This window comes from Anoxybacillus sp. ST4 (assembly GCF_019448545.1).
Classification (GTDB): domain Bacteria; phylum Bacillota; class Bacilli; order Bacillales; family Anoxybacillaceae; genus Anoxybacillus; species Anoxybacillus pushchinoensis.
Genome location: NZ_JAHZOE010000010.1, coordinates 24,228 through 48,290, shown reverse-complemented (window position 1 = coordinate 48,290; position 24,063 = coordinate 24,228). Strand labels below are relative to the sequence as shown.

Sequence of the window (24,063 nt, the reverse complement as noted above, 5' to 3'; positions counted from 1 at the left end):
GTGAAATTTTTATATAAATACGGAACGATCGTTGCGATTGTTGTCGTCATCGCTTTTTTTAGCGCTACGCTCGACTCTTTTTTCACGTATGCAAATTTTAGCGACATTTTACGATCCATTTCTATCGTCACGCTCGTCGCAATCGGAATCACATTTTCGCTCATCGTCGATGGGTTCGATTTATCGGTCGGCTCAACCGCTAGCTTAGCGACGATCGCTAGCGCATCCGCGCTCGTTTTACATCGGCAAGAACTATTTGTCGCGCTCATCATTCCGCTTCTTCTCGGAGTGCTCGTCGGGTTGTGCAATGCGTTTTTAACGATTCAACTGCGGCTGCCTGATTTGTTGGCGACGTTAGCGGTCATGTATATCGTCAACGGCGTTCAGCTCACATATACGAAAGGATTTTCAATTTATAATGACATGCCGCTTCCAGAAGGTGGTGTAGCGCCGGGCAAGTTTATCCCTTCTTTTTTATTTATCGGGCAAGGAGAGCTGTTTGGCATCCCTTTTTCCGTCTTGCTTATGCTCATCATCGTCGTTTGCGCCCATCTTTTTTTAACGTACACGAAAGCAGGGCGAATGTTTTATATGACGGGAGAAAACCGCGAAGCCGCAAGACTAACCGGCATTCCGGTCAATCGCTATCGCGCGTATGCTTATATGATTAGCGGAGCGTTTGCAGCTTTAGGCGGCATTGTGCTCGCTTCGCGCATCGGCACCGGACAAGTGTCGGCAGGTGCGCCGTTATTAATGGATGCGGTCGCAGCGGCGTTCATCGGCTTTTCTGTATTCGGCGCTGGCAAGCCGAACGTCATCGGCACGCTGCTTGGCGCGATGTTCATCGGCGTATTATTAAACGGGTTAACGATGATGAACGTGCCATATTACGCTCAAGATATTGTCAAAGGCGCCATTTTAATTTTTGCACTTGCGTTGTCCCATATAGCGAAAAAATAACCCACCTTACGCGAGGTGGGTTTCAAACGTTCGTTCTTTTTCGACTTTTTCCATCAGTTCGTCAATGAGACGAATGACTTCGGCAGATGCTTGTTCAAGTTCAATAAGTTGCGCTTCGGCTCCTTTTCTATCGCCTTTTGCATACGCTTCCGCCGCTTTTTTTGCCGCGACGTGTACTCGTTCGTGCGGCGCGTTCAGCCGTTCGTACGCTGGCGTGCCAGCTAGCTGCTTTTTCGTCTGTTCATCAAAATACCATTTCCCTAGTCGGCATTGATAGTGGGAAGCGACATCTTCTGGGCGAATCGTCTCATACCCAACAATCATATTATAAATGCGCCATTTCCATAATAAATGATCCGTCTTTGCTAAATGAAGAAGCGCTTTAGCAGATAGTTTCACGCTATTTTCATTCACCATACTTAAACGGAAACGGTCAATCGCTTTGCTTAGCGCATGCACCGTCTTTCCTGTTTTTTCGCCGAGTTCGCGCACGTATTCCGTTAATGAAGCGATCGACGACATTCGGCTAGAAATTTCATCTACCGCTGCCGCTTGTTCTTCCGCAACAGCTGCGTTCGTATTTGTGCTATCTTGAATGTCTCCCATCGCATGGACGATGTCTTGCAAGAGCGGCATCGCTTCTTGCGCTTGGTTGACCGCTTGGCGAATCGTCGCTGACGTCGAATAAATGGCCGATGACACTTCTGATGAAATCGTCCGCAACTCTCCGACGTTTCGTTGCACTTCTCCGAGCGATTGTACCGTATGATCAGCAAGCTTGCGAATTTCTTCTGCCACAACGGAAAACCCTTTTCCGTATTCCCCAGCACGTGCCGCTTCAATCGAAGCGTTTAACGCTAGCAAGTTCGTTTGATCCGCAATGCCGTTCACGAGCTGCATCACTTTTTCAATCGCGCTTAAATGTTGTTGTAAATGTTCAAAGCGATCAACCATACGGGTAAATTGCTCAGACGTTTCCATAATTTCTTCAAACGCTTCGTTCATCATATGTTGTCCTTTTTCCGCTCGTTCCACCGACGTTGTCGTTTTTTCTGCGATGACGGTCGCCGCATGTGCGACTTCCGATACGGCTGTCGTCATTTCTTCCGTCGCCGCCGTCACCATTTGCACGTCGCTATTTTGTTGATCGAGCGCTTGAAGCAAATCTTTAATAAACATAATTTCTGCGTTTTGTTCCATCAGTTCAGCTGTGCCGCTTGCGATTTGCTCCATCATCGTTTCCGTATATACTTCCACGAGCAGCTGTTGCTCAATATTCATCGCCCGTTGTAACGCTTCCATTAGCGCTAAACAACGTTTTGGCGCTAGCGCCACTTTCGCTAAAAGCGTCGTTAAAACGAAGAAATTGAACTGGTTAAAGGCGACGATCAGCTTGCCGACGTTCACTTTTTCTTTTCGCAACAAATGGAAAAAGCGAAGCGATTCATCGACGTACGCCCGATTGCGCTCCATTGTAAAAAACGCGTTTACATACGCCTCAATGCGCGCTTCTGTCACCGTTTTCGCCGCTTCCGGCTGCACATGTTGCAACCCTTCATAAAAAAGGCGAACCATTTCTTGCTTGTGCGGGGCAATTAGTTCATCAATTTGTTTTAACTTTGCGAAATCTTCCGTTGTAAAATGGTTATACGATAACGTATCGACAAACCGTCCGTGAAACGAATAGTCCGTTCCTTTTTCAAGCAGTTCGCTTACTGCCGGACGAAGACGTTTAAATAACATCATATCCACCTCTTTAGCTGTCTTGACATATAAGTCTATTGTACTACATATCGTTCGTCGCTGGTAGAGTAATATAAAACGTCGTGCCGACACCTACTTCGCTTTCAATATCGATACGTCCGCGATGTTCTTCAATAATTTTATAGCTTACCATTAATCCGAGCCCTGTGCCTCGCTCTTTCGTCGTATAAAACGGCTCGCCTAGTTTTTTTATTTTTTCTTTCGGAATGCCGCAACCTTGATCGCGAACAGCAATGCGCACCCCTTCGTCAACACGCTGAACGGACACGGCAATCGTCCCGCCTTTTGGCATCACTTCGATCGCATTTTTTAATATGTTAATAAACACTTGTTTTAATTGTTTCGGGTCGCAATAAATGAGCGGAACGTGTTCGTACACCGCTTCAATTTGAATGTTATGCATCGTCGCTTGCACGCTTAATAAGTCAACCGTCTCTTGCATCACTTTCGCGACATCGTTTTTTTCATAATGAGTGGCTTGCGGCTTAGCGAGCACGAGAAACTCGGTAATAATCGATTCAATTCGTTTCAATTCCGACGTAATGACATCGAAGTACATATGATACGTTTCGCTCTCATGACTCATGCTTCCTTGTAACAGTTGAATAAACCCTTTTAACGCTGTCATCGGGTTGCGAATTTCATGGGCGATTCCTGCCGCAAGCTGCCCGACGACGTTTAACGTATCCGACTTGCGCAGACGTTCTTCCATTTCTTTTTTCTCCGTAATGTCGCGCACCATCATAAGTCCAACATGTTCAATGACGTTTCGTTTAAACGACAGTTCAACAATTTTTCGATTCCCTTCTCCGTCCACCATGACGAATTCTTCTTCTTCTTCCCCTGCTTCGCTCAGCCACGTTTGAAAATGTTTTAAATGATTCGTTCCGATAAAAGCGTGCACACGTTTTCCGATCAACTGTTCTTTTTTTAAAGCGAAAATGCGGCACGCTACCGGATTCGCATCAAAAATGCGCTGCTCATCGTCAATTAACATCATCCCGTCCATCGCATGATTAAATATGCTGCGAAACTTTTGTTCTTGTTCGCGCAACTCTTTCTCCATTTTTTTACGTTCGCTAACGTTGCGAAAAATCGTTAAATGGTAGCCGTTAATTGCCCCTTTTTTCGATGTAAATTCAAGCTGTTTTCGCTCTCCATTTGGCATATGAAATGTTAATTCGTCGCGAATTTGTCCGTCGCGGAAAAATTGGCGTAGCACGCGGCGCGCTTTTTTGCTTTTTGCATCGATAAATTGCAATACATTCGCATGGACGAGATCATGAAGCGGCAATTCAAACGTTCGGCTTGCTGCAGGGTTGGCGCGCAAAATGTTGCCGAAGTCATCGCAAATAATAATCGCTTCATGAGCTTGTTCAAAAATGGCACGAAATCGCTCTTCACTTCGCTGTAAGTTCATTTCCATATTTCGCTTTTCGGTGACGTTGCGCATAATCGCCATAAAAAAGCCGCTATGTACGTTCGCCGTAAGGGTAATTTCAAACAGCTTTTGCATGCCGTCCGCTAAAATAAACGGCAGTTCGCTCGATACTGTCCCTGTGCGCTTTAACGTCAGCAACAGTTGTTCGAACAAATGATGATATTCGATCGGGATAAATGTTTGAATGGAAAGCTTGCACAGCTCCTCTTTGTTTACGTTGACGCTCGCGCAAAAGGAAGGATTCGCATCAATGAATCGCCCTTGTACATCAAAAATGACGATGCCGTCGCCTGCGCGGTTAAACAAATCTTTAAATAACGTTTCGTTAATCGAACGTTCACGCTCAAGCACTTTTTTTGAGGAAATGTCGCGGATGATGTATAAATCAAATGATGGGTGGCGGCGCATAAACAATTGCACATGCTTCGTTTCGCCATCAGCTAAACGGATGACTAGCTCGTCGTCATATGACCCGAACTTGTGGAGCATTTGTTTTTGAAATTGGAAAATATGTTCAGGCACAAGATGCAAATAGTCTTGAAAATGTTTTTGTCGCAGTTTTTCTTTTGACGCACGAAACAGGCGGCACGCCGCTTCATTCATGTCAATGAACGCCCCGTCTTTATTCACTAACACAATCGCATCTGTCGCTTGTTCAAAAATAAAACGATATTGACGTATTTTCTCTTCCATCGCTTCTTTTTCTTGTTTAATCAGCTTGATGGATTGAGATTGTTCAATCATATTTCCTTTCGCACTCAAACGCTTTCCCTCCTCAACTAACTCCCTCTCTACTATATTGTTTTGATTATATTCGCTACATTTTTTGTTATTCCTTCTTAACTTTCTGAAAATTTTACTAATCTGATCGGAATAAAAAAGAGCAGCTTGTTCGCTGCTCATCGGTCGGTGATGACGATATATGTCGCTTTCACCGGTCCGTGCACGCCGACGACTAAGTTCATTTCAATATCTGCGGAGTTGCTCGGACCTGTAATGAAGTTGATGCATGATGGCACGCGCTTCTCGCGAATGAGGCGCGCCGCTTGCGTCATGCGCGGAACGATCGTGCTTTTCGGAATAATCGCCACGTACGTTTTCGGTAAAAAGCTAATCGTTCGCCCTTGATCGCGATTGTTTAATAGCACAACCGTTCCTGATTCAGCCAATGTGATATCGCTAAATGTCATGCCAATATTGGCTCGCTCAGCCGCTTCGATATTCGCCCGTCCGAGCGTATGATCCCATACGTGTACATCTTCGCGCGTGAAAAGCGAGCTTAATCCAAACTGCTCGTAACGCTCATCGTTGGCGACGACAATCGGGCCGCCGCCATGTGCCGCTATAACGTCGTCTATCGCGTCAACGAGACGATCCGCTGTCGTTTCGACAAGCGTCGTATGAATGCGCGTACATTGCTTTTTTAATTCATCAAGCAACTCGTCTTGGCTATACCCTTGAAATACGGTATGTTGCGGGGCATGTTTCCATTTCGGGCGCTCTACAGACGTGCGCACATCGCGTCCGAGCCGCGACGCAATGCGTTGCAAAAAAGCTTCCATCACTCATTCCCCCTTTGCTTCAACCAATCGCGGAATCGCTCTTTTTCTGGCGCTGGAAACTCGCGAATGTCCGTCCACGCTTTTAACGGTCCTGGTCCTTTCGAAATGCGGTCGTTGACGGTAAACGGATTCATCGCGCTCGGCGCCACTTTTGAACCGATTTTATATAAAAGCGACGATGCTGCACCTAATCCGAACGCTTTCATCGCTAGCTTTTCGGAAATCGGCGCTTTTCCTTCGCGCTCGACGATCGTTTGGCGATGCTTGAGCAACAGTTCATGAAGCGGAATTTTCACCGGACATGCCTCGGTACATGCCGCACATAACGTCGATGCATAAGGCAGCTCTTTATAGTCGTCATATCCACCGAGCAATGGCGACAACACCGCCCCGATCGGTCCGGAATAAATCGAACCGTACGAATGTCCGCCGATATGGCGATATACCGGACAGACGTTGACGCAAGCGGCGCAGCGAATGCATTGTAGCACCGGCTGAAATTCCGTTCCTAAAATATCGGAACGCCCATTATCGACAATGACGAGGTGAAATTCTTCTGGTCCGTCCACTTCTCCTTCATCGCGCGGACCTGTTAATACCGTAATGTAGCTCGTCAGTTTTTGCCCGACCGCGCTTCTTGTCAGCAAGCTAACGAGCACTTCCATTTCTTCGAACGTCGGGACGATGCGCTCCATTCCCATGACCGTAATTTGCGTTTTTGGTAAAGCAGTCACTAAGTCAGCGTTTCCTTCGTTCGTCACGAGCGTAATCGAACCGGACTCGGCAATCGCAAAATTGCATCCGGTAATGCCCACATCAGCTGTCATATATTCATGGCGAAGCATATGGCGCGCATGAAGGGCGAGCTCTTCCGGCTTTTCTGTCTTTGTGTACGCTAACTTTTCCTTAAATACGTCGCGAATTTGTTCTTTATTTTTATGAAGCGCCGGCGCGACGATGTGCGATGGTGGATCGTGGTCGTCGACTTGCAAAATGTATTCGCCAAGATCCGTTTCAATCACCTCACAGCCGAGCTTTTCAAGCGCAGCGTTCATATGAATTTCTTCCGTCACCATCGACTTCGATTTCACAATTTTTTTCGCTTGTTTGCTTGCGACGACGCGGCAAATGTAGTCGTTCGCTTCTTCTGCCGTTTGCGCAAAAAACACATGGCCGCCGCGCTTTTTTACATTTTCGCTCAGCTGCATTAAATAGTAATCTAAGTTTTCGAGCGTATGTTGGCGAATTTCTTCTCCGAGCGCCCGCCATTCTTCCCAATTGCCAAGTTCAGCAGCTGCTTCCAACCGCCGCGTGCGCAGCCGCTCTTGCGCTCCAGCAACCGCTCCGCGCATAAACGTATTATGAATCCCTTTCTCGACGCGTTCGTGAAACTCTCCCATGTTAATTTTCAATGCCATATAAGTCCCCCCTATCGACAGTTAAGCACTTCGGCAATGTGCATGACGCGAATCGGCTTGCCTTTTCGCTCGATGCGCCCGCCGATGTTCATTAAACAGCCGCAATCCGCTCCGATTAAGTAGTCCGCTTCGACTTGTTCGATGCATTGAATTTTTTCATCGACCATTTGTTCCGAAATCGGTCCCATTTTGACGGAAAACGTGCCGCCAAATCCACAGCAATTATGGGCGTTTGGCAACGGGACAACTTCTAGCCCTTTCACGTGTTGCAATAATGTAAGCGGTGCGTCTTTCACACCGAGCAGGCGCGTCATATGACATGATGTGTGATACGTCGCCTTCCCTTCTAACCGTGCCCCGACATCTTCCACTTGTAGCACATCGACGATAAATTGCGTCAGTTCATACGTTTTATCGGCAACGCGTTTCGCCCGCTCTTCCCATTCACCGTCGCCTTTAAAAATGTGCGGATATTCTTTAAACATCGTCGCACACGAACCAGATGGCGTGACGATATATTCGGCATGTTCAAACGTGCGAATCATATGTTTCATCGCTTCTTTCGCTTCTTTTACATAGCCGCTATTGTACGCCGGCTGTCCACAGCACGTTTGCGCTTCGGGAAAATGAATCGTACAGCCAAGCCGCTCTAATAGCTCGACTGTCGCTTTTCCGACATTGACGTGAAACAAATCGACTAAACATGTAACAAATAATGTGACGTTCATTCCCGATCCCCTCTCCAAGAAAACGTTTTCTTTTTTTCACTCTACATCTAATTGCCAAATTAGTCAACCGGTCATCTGATGAGTACATTCGGAGGAAGCCCCTCCGTTATGAACGTATGTAGCCAGAAAGCACTTTTTCCACATGTCCTAAATGGTCTTTCATTCGCTCTTGGGCAAGTTCGGCGTCTTGTTCGCGGATCGCCTCAAAAATAGCGATATGGTCCTCAAGCAGCTGTTCGGTCGTCGCTTGTTTCGCAAACAGCCAAATGCGGCGCGTTTCACGCATCGTTTCCATCATCATGCCTGACACGTTGTTCATTAAGCTGACCAATAGCGGATTTTTCGTCGCCGCCGCAATCGCCATATGAAATAAAAAGTCGGCCTTTTCCCCAAGCTCTTCGTCGCCAATCGCTTCGCGCATTTGCGTAAGGGCGCTTTGCATCGCGCGCAAATCTTCTTCCGTCCGTTTTCGCGCCGCCACTCCAGCTGCGCCGACTTCAAGCAATTTACGCACTTCTAATAAATGAGCAACGTCTTCTTTATTCATCAGCACAGCAGCAGAAATCGGAAACGACAGCATCGCCGGATCAAATTCGCGCACATACGTCCCTTCCCCTTGCTTCATTTCAATGAGCCCCATTGCCCGCAGCGCCGTTAACGCCTCGCGAATCGCCGCGCGACCAACTTGAAAGTTTTCGGCAAGCTGCTGAACGGAGTCGAGTTTATCTCCGGGCTTTAACTGTCCCGTTTGAATCATATGTAAAATGGCTTCGGCTACTTCTTCATATATTTTTTTTGGTTTAATTTGTTTGTACACACTGTCCACCCCATCATCTCTTGTTTACTCCCCCACACAAATAGAATATCATATCATATTTTTGTACAAAAGAAGTGTGAAAAATTTTTAAATTTTTGTATTGAAAAATGATTGCGCTTACATTATGATATACTCATCAGATGATTGTATGACCTTATGACGAGGGGGTAAGGGATTACGTCGTCACATATTGTTGAATCATTCACATAAGCAAAGGGGGATTTATATGAGCATCGGTATGTTGTCATTTATCGCACTATTGCCAATTTTAACAGTTTTCTTATTTCTCGTTGTGCTCAAATGGCCAGCGAGCCGCGCAATGCCTGTCGCGCTCGTCGTTACCGCAGCTATTGCGCTATTTGTTTGGGGAACAAAAATGAACGTTGTTGCCGCCGCAAGCGTCAACGGTATAAAAACAGCGATTGAAATTATGTTTATCGTCTTTGGCGCGGTATTGCTTTTAAATACGGTAAAAGAAAGCGGCGCGATTGAAACGATTCGCCAAGGGTTTATTCACATTTCACCTGACCGTCGCATTCAAGCAATCATTATCGCTTGGTTGTTCGGTTCGTTTATTGAAGGGGCAGCAGGATTCGGTACGCCAGCTGCCATCGCCGCTCCGCTTCTTGTCGCCATCGGTTTTCCTGCCATGGCTGCCGTATTAGTTGCGCTTATTATTCAAAGTACACCTGTTTCTTTCGGCGCAATCGGAACACCGATTCTCGTTGGAGTCAACACAGGGCTTGCAAACCAAGAAGCGGTGATGAAAGCAATTGGCGATATGGAGTTCACAGATTACTTATTGCAAATTGCCGCAAACGTCGGCATCATTCATGCGTTAGTCGGAACGTTTATTCCGCTTATTATGGTCGGCATGATGACGCGCTTTTTCGGTAAAAACCGTTCGTTCCGTGAAGGATTGCGCGTATGGAAATTTGCGTTGCTTGCCGGATTGGCTTTCACAGTCCCGTACGCGATCATCGCGAACGTGCTCGGACCAGAGTTTCCATCGTTAATCGGGGCGTTAATCGGCCTTATGATCGTCGTACCAGCCGCCAAAGCAGGGTTATTTATGCCGAAAGATACGTTTGATTTTGAACATCGCAGCGAGTGGGAACAAGAATGGATCGGCCGTTTAAACAACGAACAAACGACCATCGGGCAAGAGAAAAAGCGCATTTCGCTTTTAAACGCATGGTTCCCGTACGTATTAGTTGCGATTTTGCTCGTCATTACGCGCACAGTAACGGAAGTAAAAACATTTTTAACAGGAGAAAGCGTCACCATTTTAATCGACAACGTATTTAACTCCGGCATCGCGATTAAATCGACGCCACTTTACTTGCCGGGTACAATTTTCTTAGTCGTTTCGCTCATCACATACGTGTTACATCGCATGGATGCAAAAAGCTACAAAAAAGCGTTTAGCGATTCATTTAAAACGGCATTAAGCGCAGGTTCGGCGCTCATTTTCGCCGTGCCAATGATCAACATTTTCATTAACTCAAAAACAGAAGAGCTTGCAAGCATGCCGCTCGTTTTAGCTGAAGGGGTATCGCACATCGCTGGTTCAGCATGGCCGGTCGTTGCGCCGCTCATCGGTGCGCTCGGCGCGTTTATCGCTGGAAGTAACACATTTAGCAATATGATGTTCTCCCTCTTCCAGTTCGGTACGGCAGAAAGCATCGGCTTGTCAGCTTCAGGCGCTGCGGTTGTCGTCGCGCTGCAAGCTGTTGGCGGAGCAGCAGGAAATATGATTTGCGTCCATAACGTCGTCGCTGCTTCTGCAACAGTCGGCCTCGTCGGTCAAGAAGGAAGTTTAATTCGTAAAGCGCTCATTCCGATGACGTATTACATTTTAGCCGCAGGTATGCTTGGCATGGGCTTCATCGTCGGCGGCTTCAACATATGGTTCATTTTATACGCCGTCGTCGTCATCGCTTTCATCTTCTTTATGATGTCAAACCGCGGCAAAACGAAAAAAGCAGAAAAACAAATTTCTGCGTAACATAAAAGAGGGTGTCCTTCTTGTAGGGCACCCTTTTTTCCTTCCCTTCCGATATGATATAATAGCTTGTTGCAACCTACATATGAAGGAGTCGTTTGCAGTGAACATTATCTGTACAACGTTAAATGCGAAATATATTCATACAAACTTAGCGATTCGGTATTTGAAAGCGTACGCCGCACCGGAGTTTCATGTGCAGCTCGTCGAATATACGATTAAAGACCCTGTGTTAAATATCGTCACCGATTTATACCGACGCAAGCCGGATGTCGTTGGATTTAGCTGTTACATTTGGAACATTGAACAGACGATTGAAGTCGTTCAGCTATTAAAAAAAGTGCATCCGAACGTTACGATCGTCGTCGGTGGACCGGAAGTGTCATACGACGTTGCTTATTGGCTTGAACGCGTACCACAGTTTGATTATATCGTCATCGGCGAAGGAGAAGAAACGTTTAAACAGCTTCTAACGGCGCTTCATCGCGGTGAAGATGTCGCAACGATCGCTGGACTTGCCTTTCACAAAGACGGCAAACCGGTCATCAATCCGCAACGAAATAAAATCAATTTAGCGAATATGCCGTCGCCGTTTCGCTTTCCAGAAGATATTCCGCATTTGTCCAAGCGCGTCACATACGTGGAAACGAGCCGCGGCTGTCCGTTTAGCTGTCAATTTTGTTTGTCGTCCATTGAAGTTGGTGTGCGCTATTTTGACCGTGAAAAAATAAAAGAAGATTTACGCTACTTAATGAAACATGGCGCGAAAGTCATTAAATTTGTCGATCGCACGTTTAACATTAGCCGCAGCTATGCGATGGATATGTTTCAATTTTTAATTGACGAACACGTGCCGGGCGTCGTCTTTCAATTTGAAATTACAGCGGATATTATGCGTCCAGAAGTGATCGAGTTTTTAAACCGTGAAGCGCCGCCGGGACTGTTTCGCTTTGAAATTGGCGTGCAATCGACGAACGATGAAGTCAATAAACTCGTCATGCGGAAACAAAATTTTGATAAGCTTACCCGAACGGTTACGATGGTAAAACAAGGTGGAAAAATTGCGCAACATCTCGATTTAATTGCCGGACTTCCTGAAGAAGATTACACATCGTTTCGCAAAACGTTTAACGACGTGTTTGCCCTTCGCCCTGAAGAATTGCAGCTCGGGTTTTTAAAAATGTTACGCGGCACAGGACTGCGCCGTCAAGCAGACGAGTACGGCTACGTCTTTATGGATCGGGCACCGTATGAAATGTTGCGCAACCGCGTGCTATCATTTGACGACGTCATTCGCTTAAAACAAGTAGAAGATGTGCTTGAAAAATATTGGAACGATCATCGCATGGACGAGACGATTGAATATATCGTCACCCATTTATTTGACACACCGTTTGACTTTTTCCAATCGTTCGGCACGTATTGGGACGAACAAGGATGGGCGCGCATCGGACATCAGCTTGAAGATTTATTCCGCCGTCTCTATTCGTTTTTACAAACGTTACACACGAACGACTTGCCGATCGTCGAAGCGCTCATGAAATACGACTATTTGCGCAATCAAAAACAAAAACCGCGCAAACCGTGGTGGGACGAAAAAACGGACAAAAGTGCGCGCGCGCGCGTATACGAAAAACTGTCCGAACAACCGCATCTTCTTTCCCTAAGCGAAAAAGAATTATTTAAACATACCGTCGTCGAAATGATTCCTTTCGACTTGCCGCATTATTTACAAACGAAACAAGTGCGCCTGTGCAACATGGCGATGATCGTTTACTTTAACCAATCGACGATGAAAGCAGAGACGTATAGTTTAGAGATGGACACGAATTGACAAATCATTTATTGAGGTTTTACAATTTGAACTATAAGGAAGATTTAAAGTGCGGGAAGGACATCATTTAGGGATGTTCCTTGCTAGAGAAGATAGCTGTCGAATGTTCGGAATTCGATAGCTTAGAGATGATGTAAAAAAGCGCTAGCTCCTCATGCTAGCGCTTTTAGTCATATTTAGGGAGAGACATCTTCCTTCTTCACTTCTTCTAACAGCTCGATCACTTTATGCGCATTGATGTCGCCTTGTTCGCTCCCGAATTCTTCCTTTAATATATCGCTTGGAATTGGAATCGTTTTCCCTGCTTGTTTATTTTTCATTTTCCTTGCCGTCCTTTTTTCGAGTTTCGGTTCGCCCCTCGGCTCATATCTTCGCCACCGGCGTATTGCGCAGCAAATTCATCTTTCGGCATGCTTTCCGTCGGCGTTTGGTTATTTGTTTTTGCCGCATCATGTGTCACTTTTCTTTTCATCACGTTCCACTCCTTTGTATGCAATCAATATAATGTCTTCACCTGTTTGTTGCCGAAGCGTTTGTTCCCATTGTTGCACTTGGGCGATGTCGCGCTCATGCAACTGCGCAATTGGAAAACGCATATGAATCCCCCCTCACAAGTAATGTCATGCAAAACGACATATTTTATACGTTGTTAAGCCACATTAATAGCGAGGTGATGATGGATGGAAAAAGATATCGAATCGCCAATTTTGGACGAAACGCAGCCGCATCAAATACATGCTCCGTCGTTTAAAGGAACGGGCATGCGCATGCAGCCGCCGTTTGTGAACAAATATGGCGTCGTCATCGGCGACAGTAAATACAATTCGCCAAACTCACCGCTTCATCAATGGAGCGATGAAACAGACCCGAGCATCATGGCTGGGGACGAATGGGTGCATCCGACGAACGACATCGGCTGGAACACGCCTGAAAACCGTGCGCAATTAGAAAAAAAACGAAGCGAAAACGCTCCGTTTATGCATCCAGACAAAGACGTCGGATATGGGGCAGATTAAAGCTATTTTCCACCTGTAAACGAAATACCTTTAATAAAGTAGCGATTGAAAAACGCATAAATGACTAATACAGGCATCGTAAACACCATTGACGCCGCCATAATGTAGTTCCAATAGCTAATGTATTGTCCTTTAAAGCTATTTAACCCTAACGGCAACGTGAACAGTTGCGGATCGGATAAAATGATAAGCGGACGCATAAAGTCGTTCCACGAGCCCATAAAGACGAAAATGGCTTGCGCGGCAAGCGCTGGTCGAGCAAGCGGCAGCACGATGCGGAAAAACGTACCGATGCGGCTTAACCCATCTAACGCTGCCGCTTCTTCTAATTCTTTCGGGAAGTTAATGAAAAATTGACGCATCATAAAAATAAACGTCGCGTTAATCATCGCCGGGACAATCATGCCTTGATACGAGTTCAACCAACCGAGCTGTTTTAAAATTAAATAGTTCGGAATCATCGTCACTTGCGCTGGAATCATTAATACAGCAAGCACGATCATAAAAATGGTACGTTTTCCTCGGAAATGAAGGCGAGCGAGCGCATACCCTGCCATTGAGTTAAAAATTAAATTCAAAATCGTCACCGTCACCGCGATAATGACGCTATTCATAAACCAACGCGGAAACAGCTCTTGTTCAATGAAAATTTGTTTATAATTATCGAGCGTAAAATTTTCCGGGATAAAATTAATCGAACCGCTCACAATTTCCTCAAGCGTTTTAAACGATGACGAAAGCGCCCATAAAAATGGAATCATCGTCACGATCGCATATAATACGAGAATGGTATATAATAATGCTTTACCTAATCGCATGTCCTTCCCCCCTAATAAAGCGACTCTTCTTTTGAAAACTTCCGCTGCAACCACGTCGCAAGTAAAATGACGATCGCTAACGCAAACGCTAATGCAGCCGCGTATCCCATCGTGCCAAGCGATTTAAACGCATATTGATAAATAAGAAGGACTACCGTTAACGTCGCGTTGTTCGGACCGCCTGAACCGCCAGAGAAAATGTATGACTGGTCAAATAGTTGGAACGTACCGATTAAGCCCATAATGACGACAAACGATGTGACAGGCTTTAAATATGGGACGGTGACGTACCAAAATTTATGCCAAGCGTTTGCCCCATCTAGCTCAGCCGCTTCATACAATGAATCCGGAATATCTTGCAGCGCAGCTAAATAAATGACCATAAAAAACGGTGCCGTCGACCAAATGTTCATTATCATAATCGCATTTAACGCTACAGACGGATCGCCAAGCCAGTTGTATGTTGGCAAACCGAAAAACTTGAGCACGTGGTTAACAAGACCGTTTTGGTTGTACATCCACATAAAAATAAGCGTCAAAACGGCGGACGATGTTAACGTCGGTAAAAAATAAACGATGCGGAAAAACTTTTCCCCTTTTAAACCGGCATTAAGCGTCGCCGCTAAAGCGAGCGCTAACATCGTTTGCGTCGGCACGACAATCGCCACGTATTTTACCGTATTCCAAAGCGCAATTTTTGCCCGTGTATCTTCTAATATACGTGTAAAGTTATCAAACCCGACAAATTGAAAACTTGTCGTCCCTAACAGCTGCACTTTATGAAACGATAAATAAATCGCAAATAAAATCGGACCAATGACAAATAAAAGAAGAACAAATAACGTCGGTGCTAATAGCGTATATGCCGTTCCTGCTTCTCTCCATCGCTTACGACTAAACATATTTTCATCTCCCTTGCGTAAGTGCTATTCACCTCTTTCAAGCGAAGATTGTGCAACACTTCACTTGAAAGAAGGGAACAGCGAGGGGGAATCCCCCCTCAGCCGTTACTTCGCTTCAATTTCCTTATTCGCAATGTCTTGCGCTTTTTTGAGCGCTTCGTCAAGCGGTTGTTCACCTAAAAAGGCGCTCACAAATTGGTTGTTAAAGTTGTTCATAATAATCGGTAAGTTCGTACCGTTTTGCCATACAGTCGCATACGGTGCTCCCGCAACAAGTGCCGCACGCAATTCATCTTTGTCGTATCCTAACTCAGCCGCAACAGATTTACGCGTTGGCAATGCAAATCCTTTACTCGTCCAAATTTTCATTCCTTCTTTTCCTGTTAAAAATGAAATGAGTTTCCAAGCTGCTTCTTTCTTTTGTGAATCTTTGTTCATGACGTAAGCAACTGTGTATGCCATCGTTCCTTTTTTGCCGTCAATTGTTGGCACTTCAGCTGTGCCGAACTCCGTATTTGGAAACGTTTCTTGTAGGAATGGGATCGCCCAGTTTCCTTCAATGACCATCGCTGCTTTTTGTTGACCGAACATTTCACCGCCCCAGCCGGCGCCAACTTCGCTCGGTTGCGCCGCTGATTTATCTTTTAAACGCATATCAACAATTGGTTGCAACGCTTCAACGACTTTCGGATCAGCAAAGCTCGCCTTGTTGTCTGTCACGACTTTGCCGCCTTTTGATTCCGCAATGTAGTATAAACGCGCTAATTCAGGCGCAGCTCCGAAGCCGTACACTTCTGTCCCTTTCGTTAATTTTTTCGCCGCCTCGCGCAACTCGTCCCACGTTTTCGGTACGTCTAATCCAGCTTCAGCAAACATTTTTTTATTGTAGAAAAGCGCTAACGTCGAATAGTCTTTTGGGAAGCCGTATATTTTGCCGTCCGGGCCTTTGAACGCATCAAGAAGCGGCTTTTCAAAGTCATCGATATCAAAATCATCCGTCACATAGTCATCGAGCGGCTCTAATACGCCTGTTTCAATCATCGCCGGCGCTTCAAACGCATCTAAATAAAATACGTCTGGACCTTCACCACCAATAAGCCGCGTTTTAATGACATCCATATATTGGTCGGAAATCACTTCATGTTTTACTTTAATATTCGGATATGTTTTCTCAAACTCATCTAACGTTTGCTTTAACAATTTTTGTTCCATCGGATTGCCGCCCCAGCCGGCGAGCGTCACTTCAACTTGTTCTTCTTTCGTTTCTCCTTTGTTTTCATTGTTCGCTGTTTTCTCGTCGTTGCCACATCCCGCTAAAACGCTTCCAAAAAGCATTGTCGATATACCGACAGTTAACCATGTTTTGTTCATTCATAAGACCCCTTTCTTATTTAGATTCATATATGGAAGGGAGACGCGCTCCCTTATTCCCGATAAAATGCACGTACGATGGCGTCATATGTTAAATCTTTTGTCGTTTCGACGATATAATCTGCTTCTTTTAGTGCTTCACGATCGCCAACGCCGATCGCAAACATATGTGCTGCTTTCATCGCCGCCACCCCTGCTTGCGCATCTTCTACTCCGACGCACATAGACGGATGCACACTTAGCTGCTCGGCCGCCGTCAAGAAAATTTCCGGGTGCGGCTTGCTATGTTTTACGTTCGCCGCATCGACGATCGTATCGAAATACTCACCAATTTGTAATCGTTCGATGACGGTAAACGCGTTTTTACTTGCTGATGCTAAGCCGATTTTTATATGATTGCGCTTTAGTTCACGCAACAAATCGAGAATTCCAGGAAGTATATCGTCTGGCGTCATGCGCGCAATGAGCTGTTTATAATGTTCATTTTTTTTATAGGCAAGCGCTTCTTTTTCTTCGGTCGTGTAGCGATCCGCTTGGCCGCCGAGCGCTAAAATGCGCTCGAGCGACTCCATGCGGCTCACCCCTTTTAATTGCTCGTTAAACGTGCGGTCAATCGCAATGCCTAACTCTTCTGCGAGCTGCTTCCACGCGATAAAATGATGCTCTGCCGTATCGGTAATGACGCCGTCTAAATCAAAAATGATTGCTTTCAACTCTTTATTCATTTCGTCAAACCCTTTCATACAAGTGGAATCGTTACTTCGTCTTTCACTTCGTATCGTGTCCCGAACACGTCAAACGTCACAACATCGTGAACGTTCGTCACTTTTTTCACGACAAGCTCCTCATGCGTCACCGTTACTTCTAACCGATCGCCGCGCCAATATATCGGGAACGATAACTTTTTCCATTGTTTCGGTAGTTTTGGATGAATGCGCAGTTTTCCGTCAAGCATGCGCACGCCGCCGAATCCGCATACGACGGACTGCCATATGCCGCCGATCGACGCGGTATGCATGCCGTGATCCGATGATTTCATATTTGGTCCTAAGTCGATGCGCGCCGCTTGTTCAAACAATGCATAAGCCAATTCACGATCGTCCATATCGCTCGCTAAAATGCAATGCGTCGATAAGCTGAGCGAAGAATCGTGCAACGTTTTTGGCTCATAGTAATTCCAGTTCGCTCGCTTCACTTCGTTCGGAAACTTATTTTCTAGCAAGTAAAACAACACCATAATGTCCGCTTGTTTAGATACTTGAATGTTGTTCACTTGTTCAAGATTGTAGTCTTCAAAAATCGTACCGACGCGCGTTTGCTTTTTATATTTCGTTAAGTCGATGATTTGTTTCGATAAATACGTATCGTCTTGCGGAATGACGAGATCTTCTTCGCGCGGCTGCGGCAAGTAAATGAGATCGACTTTATCTTTCCATTTTTTATACGCTTCATGAACGTTTATTTTTTCCGCTAGCGCATCAAGCAGCGCCGGGTTCGTCTCTTTTAATCTTTCATAATAGCGAATGGCCGTTTCGATATTCCAATGCGCCATATAGTTCGTAAAAGCGTTGTTGTTGACGTGCTCTTTATATTCGTCTGGGCCGATGACGTCGTTAATATGATATTGTTGCTTTTCTTCGTTCCACTCTAGCCGGCTCGCCCAAAACGTCGCCGTATCAAACAACATTTCATAGCCGTAGCGCTCCATAAAATCTTCATCGCCCGTTATTTTGTAATATTGCCATACCGCAAATGCGATGTCGCTCGTAATATGTTGTTCAATAAAGCCGCACCAAATTTTCGTCGCTTTTCCTGTAACGATATCTACCGCTCCCCATACCGGCGTCTCTTCATCGCCTGTAAACGCCGACTCCCACGGATACATCGCTCCTTCGTACCCGTTTTCCTTCGCTTTTCGGCGGGCGCCTTCAATCGTGTTGTAACGATATTCAAGCAATCTGCGGGCAATATGCGGAAACGTGTACGTGAAAAACGGCAAAATGAAAATTTCCGTATCCCAAAACGAATGACCTTTATATCCTTCCCCTGTCAATCCTTTCGCCGCGACACCAAAACGTGCATCGTGTGCCGGCGTCATAATGATTAAATGATAATGCGCAAAGCGGATGGCGAGCTGGTCAAATTCATTTTCGCTTTCGATCGTAATGTTCATTTGCTCCCAACGTTTTTTCCATTCCGAAACGTTTTCGTAAAAGAGCGCATCATACCCTTTCTTCGCTTCTTCTTTTAAGTTGTTTAGCGCATCTTCACGCATGACATCTAAACTGTATGCGTCATGGTCGTACGCTCGATCGCGGCTCGTGTACACGTTAGCAAGCTTTTCAAACGTCAACGTCTCCCCTCGTTTCACATCAAACGCCACTTGAATGAACACTTTGCGGCGATCAATCGCCATGCGCGGCTCTTTTTCTACTTCTTTTCCGTCGATCATATAGCGATGTACAGCGTTGACGACAAAATCAATTTTTGATTCCGTTGTCGTTTGAATGAGCTGCAAATATGTTTTATCGAAAATGCGCTTTTCACCTTCATGAAAATGTTGCGCACCGCTATTTGTCATTTGCCCGTTAATGCCGGATGTGATGTGAATGTGCGCATCGCCATTGAGCGGCTTGATCTCGACTTTCATGCCGATCAAATGCAAGTTTTTTAGCGATACAAATCGACGAAACGTCAGCTCAAACTTCTCCCCTTGCGCGCTTTCCCATACGACGTGGCGCACAAGTTCCGCATCTTTTATATTTAAATCGCGGCGGTAATGAATGATTTTCCCTTTTTCGAGCGAAAACTTTTCGCCGTTTAACCAAATGTCTAACTCAACAACATCTGGTCCGTTCGGCAGTTCCGTCACTTCATATTCGTCAAACTTGTTAAACGTTCCAGCAACGAACAAGTTGCGCACTTGCCCGACGTACGATTCTTCCGTCGCTGAACGAAGCCCCATATATCCGTTGCCAAGCGCCATAATCGCTTCGCATTTTCCGAGCGCATGCGGATTGAATGCGACCTCGGAGACGATCCAATTTTTATACTCCCCTGTTCCTAAGTTGTATTGCAGCATCGTAAACTTCCTTTCCTTGTGTGAATATCGTTTTCCAAAACGTTTCGGATTTCAGGTATGAAAAAAGGTCACCCTTTTTTCACCGGTGCTGTTGACTCGCGCACGACAAGTTGCGTTCGCAACGTCACGACTTTCGCTTCATTTCCTTCCAACATATCAATGAGCATGCTAGCTGCTTCGTATCCCATTTGAAATTTATTTTGCGCAATCGTCGTTAGCGCAGGAGACACGTATGATGCTAATAAAATGTCGTCGTATCCGATGACCGATACGTCTTCAGGCACGCGCAAACCGAGCTGTTTGAGCGCTTTCATGACACCGAGCGCCATTAAGTCGCTTGCGCAAAAGATGGCGGTAATGTTGTTATGTTTCTCAAACAATTCATACGCTCTCGCTTCTGCCATCTCTTCGGAAAAGTCGCCGTTAACAATCCACTCTTTTTCAATCGGCACGTTCGCTTCTTCCATCGCCTCATAAAACCCTTGTAGACGTTGTTTGCTGACGAAAGCGTAATCGTGTCCATTCATCATCGCAATGCGCCGATGACCGAGCTCAAGCAAATGTTGCACCGCTTTTTTCGCCCCGTATACGTTATCGGTCGTCACATACCCGACGCGATCAGACTGAATCGGAATGTCGATTAAGACGCACGGAATGTCGCTTTCGACAACTTCCGTTAAATACGGATCGTCCGTTTTAATTCCTTGCAAAATGACGCCGTCAACGCGCCGTTCGCGGCACAATTGCGAGTACGTTTTTTCCCTTTGCTTCGTCGAATTTGTATTAAACAAAATGACGTCATAGTCCGTTTTCGCAATGTAGTCGTTGACGCCCGTCATCACTTCAAACGTGAAATTGTCTTTGAGCGCGGATCGCGTCATGCCTGAAACGAGCAACCCAATCGTTTTCGATTTGTTCATGACAAGGCTTCGCGCAAGCGTATTTGGACTGTAATTGAGCTGCTTGGCAATGTCCATAATTTTTTTGCGCGTCTTTTCGCTTACATCAGAGTAGCCGTTTAATGCGCGTGAAACAGTCGTCACAGACACGCCAGCCGCCTTTGCGATATCTTTAATTGTCGTCACTTTCATTTCCTCCAAAACGTTTCGGATTCCTTGTTGATTTGAATTTTAACTGAACTTGAAACCGATTGCAACAAAAAATTTGTGACAAAATTCGTGGCATTTTGTCCAAAAATGTTCTCCCCTTCCCACGAACTGTCGTGCTATAATGATACAAAAAGTAAAGGAGGCTTCTTCATGAAAGGTCGATGGACGAGCCGTTTTCAGAAAAAACCGAAAACGGATGAGCAGAAAAACGCGACAACAGCCGGAAAAAAGTTCAGTTTTCAGAAAAAACCGAAAAACAAAACGACGATCGGAAGAAAGTACGGGATCGTTTTTAGCTTTACGACCGTTTTATTTGTTAGCGTTTTCATTTTTGTCGCCTTGCTTGTTCATAACTTAACGAACGTCGTAAAACAAGTGGAGCAAAAAAGCGACCAAGCTATTTTAATTACCGATCTGAACGCTTTATTTAAACAAAAATACATTGTCATTACCGACTACATGACAAATCCTCGCCCTGAAACATTATGGAACTATGAAGATTTAACGAAGCAATTTAACGATAAAATGAAACAGCTTGAGCCGTATATGCAAACGGAAGAAGCGAAAACGATTTACCGATCGACGATTTCTATCGAAAACCAGCTGAACGAACTGCTTCATAAAACGATTCAACCGACCGTCCTATCCTACCGCGACCGCGGGGAAATAATAGACATTTTTCAAATTATAAGCTTTCAAAATAAAGCGGCGACGATTCGCGATATGAGCATTGAAAAGCTCGACGTATTAAAGCAGCTCATTATTCGCGAACGGCATGACCTCGTCGCGCAAATGAACGATGCGATCGCGAAAAACGTGTTGATGATGGTTATAACGGTCGTTGTCGCCATCGCCTTATCGATCGTTTCCCTTACCGTCGTTAGCCGTAAAATAAGCAGTCGGTTAAAACGAGTCGTGCACATTTGCCATGAGCTTGCGCGCGGCAATTTGCGCGTTGAGCGTTTAACGGATACGAACAACGATGAAGTCGGACAAATCGCTCATGCGATGAATGAATTAATGGACGGACTAGCGCAATCTATCGCCCAAATTCAAGCGGCAGCGAAGTATGTAAACGATATGTCGCAAACGTTGCGATTGAATGCAGAAACGACGACGGAAGCGAACGAGCAAATTACACAAGCGATGTTGCAAGTCGCTTCAGGTGCTGAACAACAAGTTGACGTCTCACAAAAAACAAACGACGCGGTGCACGATGTATCCAATGCATTAACGAGCGTAATAGAAAAAGTAACCAATACAACGAAAGTAACGACAGAAGCGGCGACGCGCGTCAACGAAGGAACATCTTTAGTAGAGCAAACGGTTGCACAAATGAAAGTCATTCGCGAACAAATTGAACGGCTTGCGACAGTTATTGAATCGCTAAACGATAAATCGAAAGAAATTCATCAAATCGTCGGCTTTATTACAAACATTTCCGATCAAACGAATTTGCTTGCGTTAAACGCCGCCATTGAAGCGGCGCGCGCCGGAGAACACGGAAAAGGATTCGGCGTCGTTGCGGAAGAAGTGCGCAAACTCGCGGAACAAACGGCCCATGCTGCAGGTAATATTCGCGCGCTTGCCGAACAGTCGCAAACGCAAACAGCCCATGCGGTGAAAGTGATGAATGAAAGCAGCGAATCGTTCCAAGCTGGACATTCGCTCGTCGAACAAGTCGGAAACATTTTCCGCTCGATTTCGACTCATATGGCGCGCGTCCAAGCTGAAAGCGATGCGGTGCACGATACGATTCGTTCCGTAGAAGAAAAAGTGAAAACGATGACGGCATTCGCTGACCAAATTATTGATATTTCATCTCAATCCGCCCATAATATTGAACAAGTCGCCGCAACGACAGAAGAACAAAATGCAACGATGCAGGAATTGCTCGCCTCGTCGCAAGAGCTCGCAAGCACAGCGGAGCAACTTCGTCAGGCGGTCGCACGCTTTCAAATGTAACAAGTAGATAACCGTCCTTTCGCATCATCAAAAGGACGGTTTCTTCGTTTATATTCACTCAGAAAGGAAGTGGACGCATGCTTTCCCCTCACCTTGCGAAAAAAATTGTGTCGGACGTCCGCCGCCTCATTCATGAAGATCTCATTATCGTCGACACGCATGGCATCATTATCGCCAGCACCGACCCGACGCGCATCGGGCAATTTCATGAAGGCGCGTTTCTCGTTTGCCAAGAAAAACAAAAACGAATCATTACGAAAGAAGACGAAGGGAAGCTCAAAGGAGTAAAAGCTGGCATCAACTTACCTGTTTTTTTTCACGGTGACGTCATCGGTGTCATCGGCATTACAGGAGACCCAGCGAACGTATCACCATACGGCGAGCTATTAAAAAAAATGACCGAGCTTCTCATTCAAGAAAACTACTATACGGAACAGTTACAACTTGAAGCGCGCGCGCTTGAAACGTTCGTCTTCGATTGGCTGCAAGCGCGCGAATGGTCGCCATCCTTGCACGAACGAGCCCAACTGTTTCATATCGACCTCGCTTGCTCGCGGCGCGTCATTATCGCAGAACGCACCGGAAAACATGCGACGATGACGATTGAATTATGGAAATACATTCAGGAAAGTTGGGAAAGCCGAAACGACGTGATCGTTCGTTGGGGTGATGATCGCTTTCTTATTTTGCAAACGAATACAGAAAAAGAACATACCGTTGCACAAATCGCTCGCTTGCAGCGAATGCTCGCTCAAAAATACAATATGACGTTTCGCTTCGGCTGTGGCAAAATGACCGATGCTCAACATATGCATCGTTCTTATCAACAAGCGGAGCGCGCTCTTCGCGTCGCCAAACGACCGAACGACCTCGTATTTGATGAAGATTTACGGCTAGAGATGTGTTTCGAAGATCTTTCGCCTGCGACAAAACAAGAGCTGATTAAACGAACGATTGAACCTCTCATACACGATGAAGAATTGTTGCATACGCTGCGGACGTTGTTCGCTAACGACTTATCGCTCAAACGAACGGCAGAGGCGCTTCACATTCACATTAATACACTTCATTACCGGCTAAAAAAAATACAAGATTATACGAAACTGAACGTGCGCCATCTCGAACATATCATCACCTTATATTTAGCTATTCGTTTTTTAGATGAAACAACAAAAAAATAGTGTGTAAGCGTTTCATTTTTATATGTTTATACATAGCGGGTTTTCCCGCTTTTTTATATGCTTACAGTACAAACAAAGGAAAGAAGGTGG

General features: G+C 45.6%; 21 protein-coding genes. 6 read left to right on the top strand and 15 right to left on the bottom strand.

What is annotated here, in order from left to right; all coding sequences use genetic code 11:
- Positions 1 to 960, top strand: coding sequence for an ABC transporter permease (locus K1I44_RS08370; RefSeq protein WP_003396804.1), 960 nt, complete (start codon positions 1 to 3; stop codon positions 958 to 960).
- A 6-nt stretch (positions 961 to 966) separates the two neighbouring features.
- Here K1I44_RS08370 and K1I44_RS08365 read toward each other — a convergent pair whose 3' ends face one another.
- The 6 genes from K1I44_RS08365 to K1I44_RS08340 form a co-directional block, all read right to left on the bottom strand.
- A complete protein-coding gene (locus K1I44_RS08365) occupies positions 967 to 2,703 on the bottom strand; it encodes a methyl-accepting chemotaxis protein (RefSeq protein WP_219985902.1) in 1,737 nt (578 codons plus the stop codon).
- 43 nt (positions 2,704 to 2,746) lie between these two features.
- Complete coding sequence (locus K1I44_RS08360; RefSeq protein ID WP_219985901.1) at positions 2,747 to 4,909, bottom strand: PAS domain-containing sensor histidine kinase; 2,163 nt, start codon at positions 4,907 to 4,909, stop codon at positions 2,747 to 2,749.
- Between the two features lie 155 nt (positions 4,910 to 5,064).
- On the bottom strand, positions 5,065 to 5,727 hold the full coding sequence (locus K1I44_RS08355; RefSeq protein ID WP_219985874.1) for a LutC/YkgG family protein: 663 nt from the start codon (positions 5,725 to 5,727) through the stop codon (positions 5,065 to 5,067).
- Positions 5,727 to 7,145, bottom strand: coding sequence for a LutB/LldF family L-lactate oxidation iron-sulfur protein (locus K1I44_RS08350; protein ID WP_219985873.1), 1,419 nt, complete (start codon positions 7,143 to 7,145; stop codon positions 5,727 to 5,729). The genes K1I44_RS08355 and K1I44_RS08350 overlap by 1 nt, the downstream gene beginning before the upstream one ends.
- Before the next feature lie 11 nt (positions 7,146 to 7,156).
- Complete coding sequence (locus K1I44_RS08345; protein ID WP_219985872.1) at positions 7,157 to 7,873, bottom strand: (Fe-S)-binding protein; 717 nt, start codon at positions 7,871 to 7,873, stop codon at positions 7,157 to 7,159.
- A gap of 106 nt (positions 7,874 to 7,979) precedes the next feature.
- On the bottom strand, positions 7,980 to 8,699 hold the full coding sequence (locus K1I44_RS08340) for a FadR/GntR family transcriptional regulator (protein ID WP_219985871.1): 720 nt from the start codon (positions 8,697 to 8,699) through the stop codon (positions 7,980 to 7,982).
- Positions 8,700 to 8,916: 217 nt separating this feature from the next.
- On the opposite strand from K1I44_RS08340, the gene K1I44_RS08335 reads away from it, so the two are divergent.
- Positions 8,917 to 10,698 carry an L-lactate permease gene (locus K1I44_RS08335; RefSeq protein ID WP_219985870.1) on the top strand — a complete coding sequence of 594 codons (1,782 nt, stop codon included), beginning with the start codon at positions 8,917 to 8,919 and terminating at the stop codon, positions 10,696 to 10,698.
- A 100-nt stretch (positions 10,699 to 10,798) separates the two neighbouring features.
- Positions 10,799 to 12,529: a B12-binding domain-containing radical SAM protein gene (locus K1I44_RS08330; RefSeq protein ID WP_219985869.1), complete on the top strand. Its 1,731-nt coding sequence runs from the start codon at positions 10,799 to 10,801 to the stop codon at positions 12,527 to 12,529.
- A 176-nt stretch (positions 12,530 to 12,705) separates the two neighbouring features.
- Here K1I44_RS08330 and K1I44_RS08325 read toward each other — a convergent pair whose 3' ends face one another.
- The 3 genes from K1I44_RS08325 to K1I44_RS08315 are packed head-to-tail and all read right to left on the bottom strand — an operon-like array spanning position 12,706 to position 13,125.
- Positions 12,706 to 12,849 carry a hypothetical protein gene (locus K1I44_RS08325; protein WP_219985868.1) on the bottom strand — a complete coding sequence of 48 codons (144 nt, stop codon included), beginning with the start codon at positions 12,847 to 12,849 and terminating at the stop codon, positions 12,706 to 12,708.
- Positions 12,846 to 13,001: a hypothetical protein gene (locus K1I44_RS08320; RefSeq protein WP_035018793.1), complete on the bottom strand. Its 156-nt coding sequence runs from the start codon at positions 12,999 to 13,001 to the stop codon at positions 12,846 to 12,848. Before K1I44_RS08320 ends, K1I44_RS08325 begins: the two co-directional genes overlap by 4 nt.
- A complete protein-coding gene (locus K1I44_RS08315; RefSeq protein ID WP_003396832.1) occupies positions 12,979 to 13,125 on the bottom strand; it encodes a hypothetical protein in 147 nt (48 codons plus the stop codon). The genes K1I44_RS08320 and K1I44_RS08315 overlap by 23 nt, the downstream gene beginning before the upstream one ends.
- Positions 13,126 to 13,209: 84 nt before the next feature.
- Between K1I44_RS08315 and K1I44_RS08310 the strand changes: the two genes are divergently transcribed.
- Complete coding sequence (locus K1I44_RS08310) at positions 13,210 to 13,545, top strand: DUF3905 domain-containing protein (protein WP_003396833.1); 336 nt, start codon at positions 13,210 to 13,212, stop codon at positions 13,543 to 13,545.
- 2 nt (positions 13,546 to 13,547) lie between these two features.
- Here the strand turns inward: K1I44_RS08310 and K1I44_RS08305 are convergent, their stop codons facing one another.
- From K1I44_RS08305 to K1I44_RS08280, 6 genes are all read right to left on the bottom strand, one after another.
- Complete coding sequence (locus K1I44_RS08305; RefSeq protein ID WP_003396834.1) at positions 13,548 to 14,363, bottom strand: carbohydrate ABC transporter permease; 816 nt, start codon at positions 14,361 to 14,363, stop codon at positions 13,548 to 13,550.
- A gap of 11 nt (positions 14,364 to 14,374) precedes the next feature.
- Positions 14,375 to 15,265, bottom strand: a complete 891-nt coding sequence (locus K1I44_RS08300) for a carbohydrate ABC transporter permease (protein ID WP_219985867.1) — start codon at positions 15,263 to 15,265, stop codon at positions 14,375 to 14,377.
- A gap of 105 nt (positions 15,266 to 15,370) precedes the next feature.
- Positions 15,371 to 16,636 (bottom strand): ABC transporter substrate-binding protein, encoded by a 1,266-nt coding sequence (locus K1I44_RS08295; protein ID WP_003396836.1) that lies wholly within the window; start codon positions 16,634 to 16,636, stop codon positions 15,371 to 15,373.
- Positions 16,637 to 16,689: 53 nt separating this feature from the next.
- Positions 16,690 to 17,379 (bottom strand): beta-phosphoglucomutase, encoded by a 690-nt coding sequence (gene pgmB / locus K1I44_RS08290; protein WP_219985866.1) that lies wholly within the window; start codon positions 17,377 to 17,379, stop codon positions 16,690 to 16,692.
- Entirely contained in the window at positions 17,376 to 19,718 is a 2,343-nt protein-coding gene (locus tag K1I44_RS08285; RefSeq protein ID WP_219985865.1) for a glycoside hydrolase family 65 protein, read from the bottom strand. Before K1I44_RS08285 ends, pgmB begins: the two co-directional genes overlap by 4 nt.
- Before the next feature lie 68 nt (positions 19,719 to 19,786).
- On the bottom strand, positions 19,787 to 20,803 hold the full coding sequence (locus K1I44_RS08280) for a LacI family DNA-binding transcriptional regulator (protein WP_003396839.1): 1,017 nt from the start codon (positions 20,801 to 20,803) through the stop codon (positions 19,787 to 19,789).
- Between the two features lie 174 nt (positions 20,804 to 20,977).
- Between K1I44_RS08280 and K1I44_RS08275 the strand changes: the two genes are divergently transcribed.
- Positions 20,978 to 22,792 carry a methyl-accepting chemotaxis protein gene (locus tag K1I44_RS08275; RefSeq protein ID WP_219985864.1) on the top strand — a complete coding sequence of 605 codons (1,815 nt, stop codon included), beginning with the start codon at positions 20,978 to 20,980 and terminating at the stop codon, positions 22,790 to 22,792.
- Positions 22,793 to 22,869: 77 nt separating this feature from the next.
- Entirely contained in the window at positions 22,870 to 23,973 is a 1,104-nt protein-coding gene (locus K1I44_RS08270; protein ID WP_219985863.1) for a CdaR family transcriptional regulator, read from the top strand.
- The last annotated feature ends 90 nt before the right edge of the window (positions 23,974 to 24,063 follow it).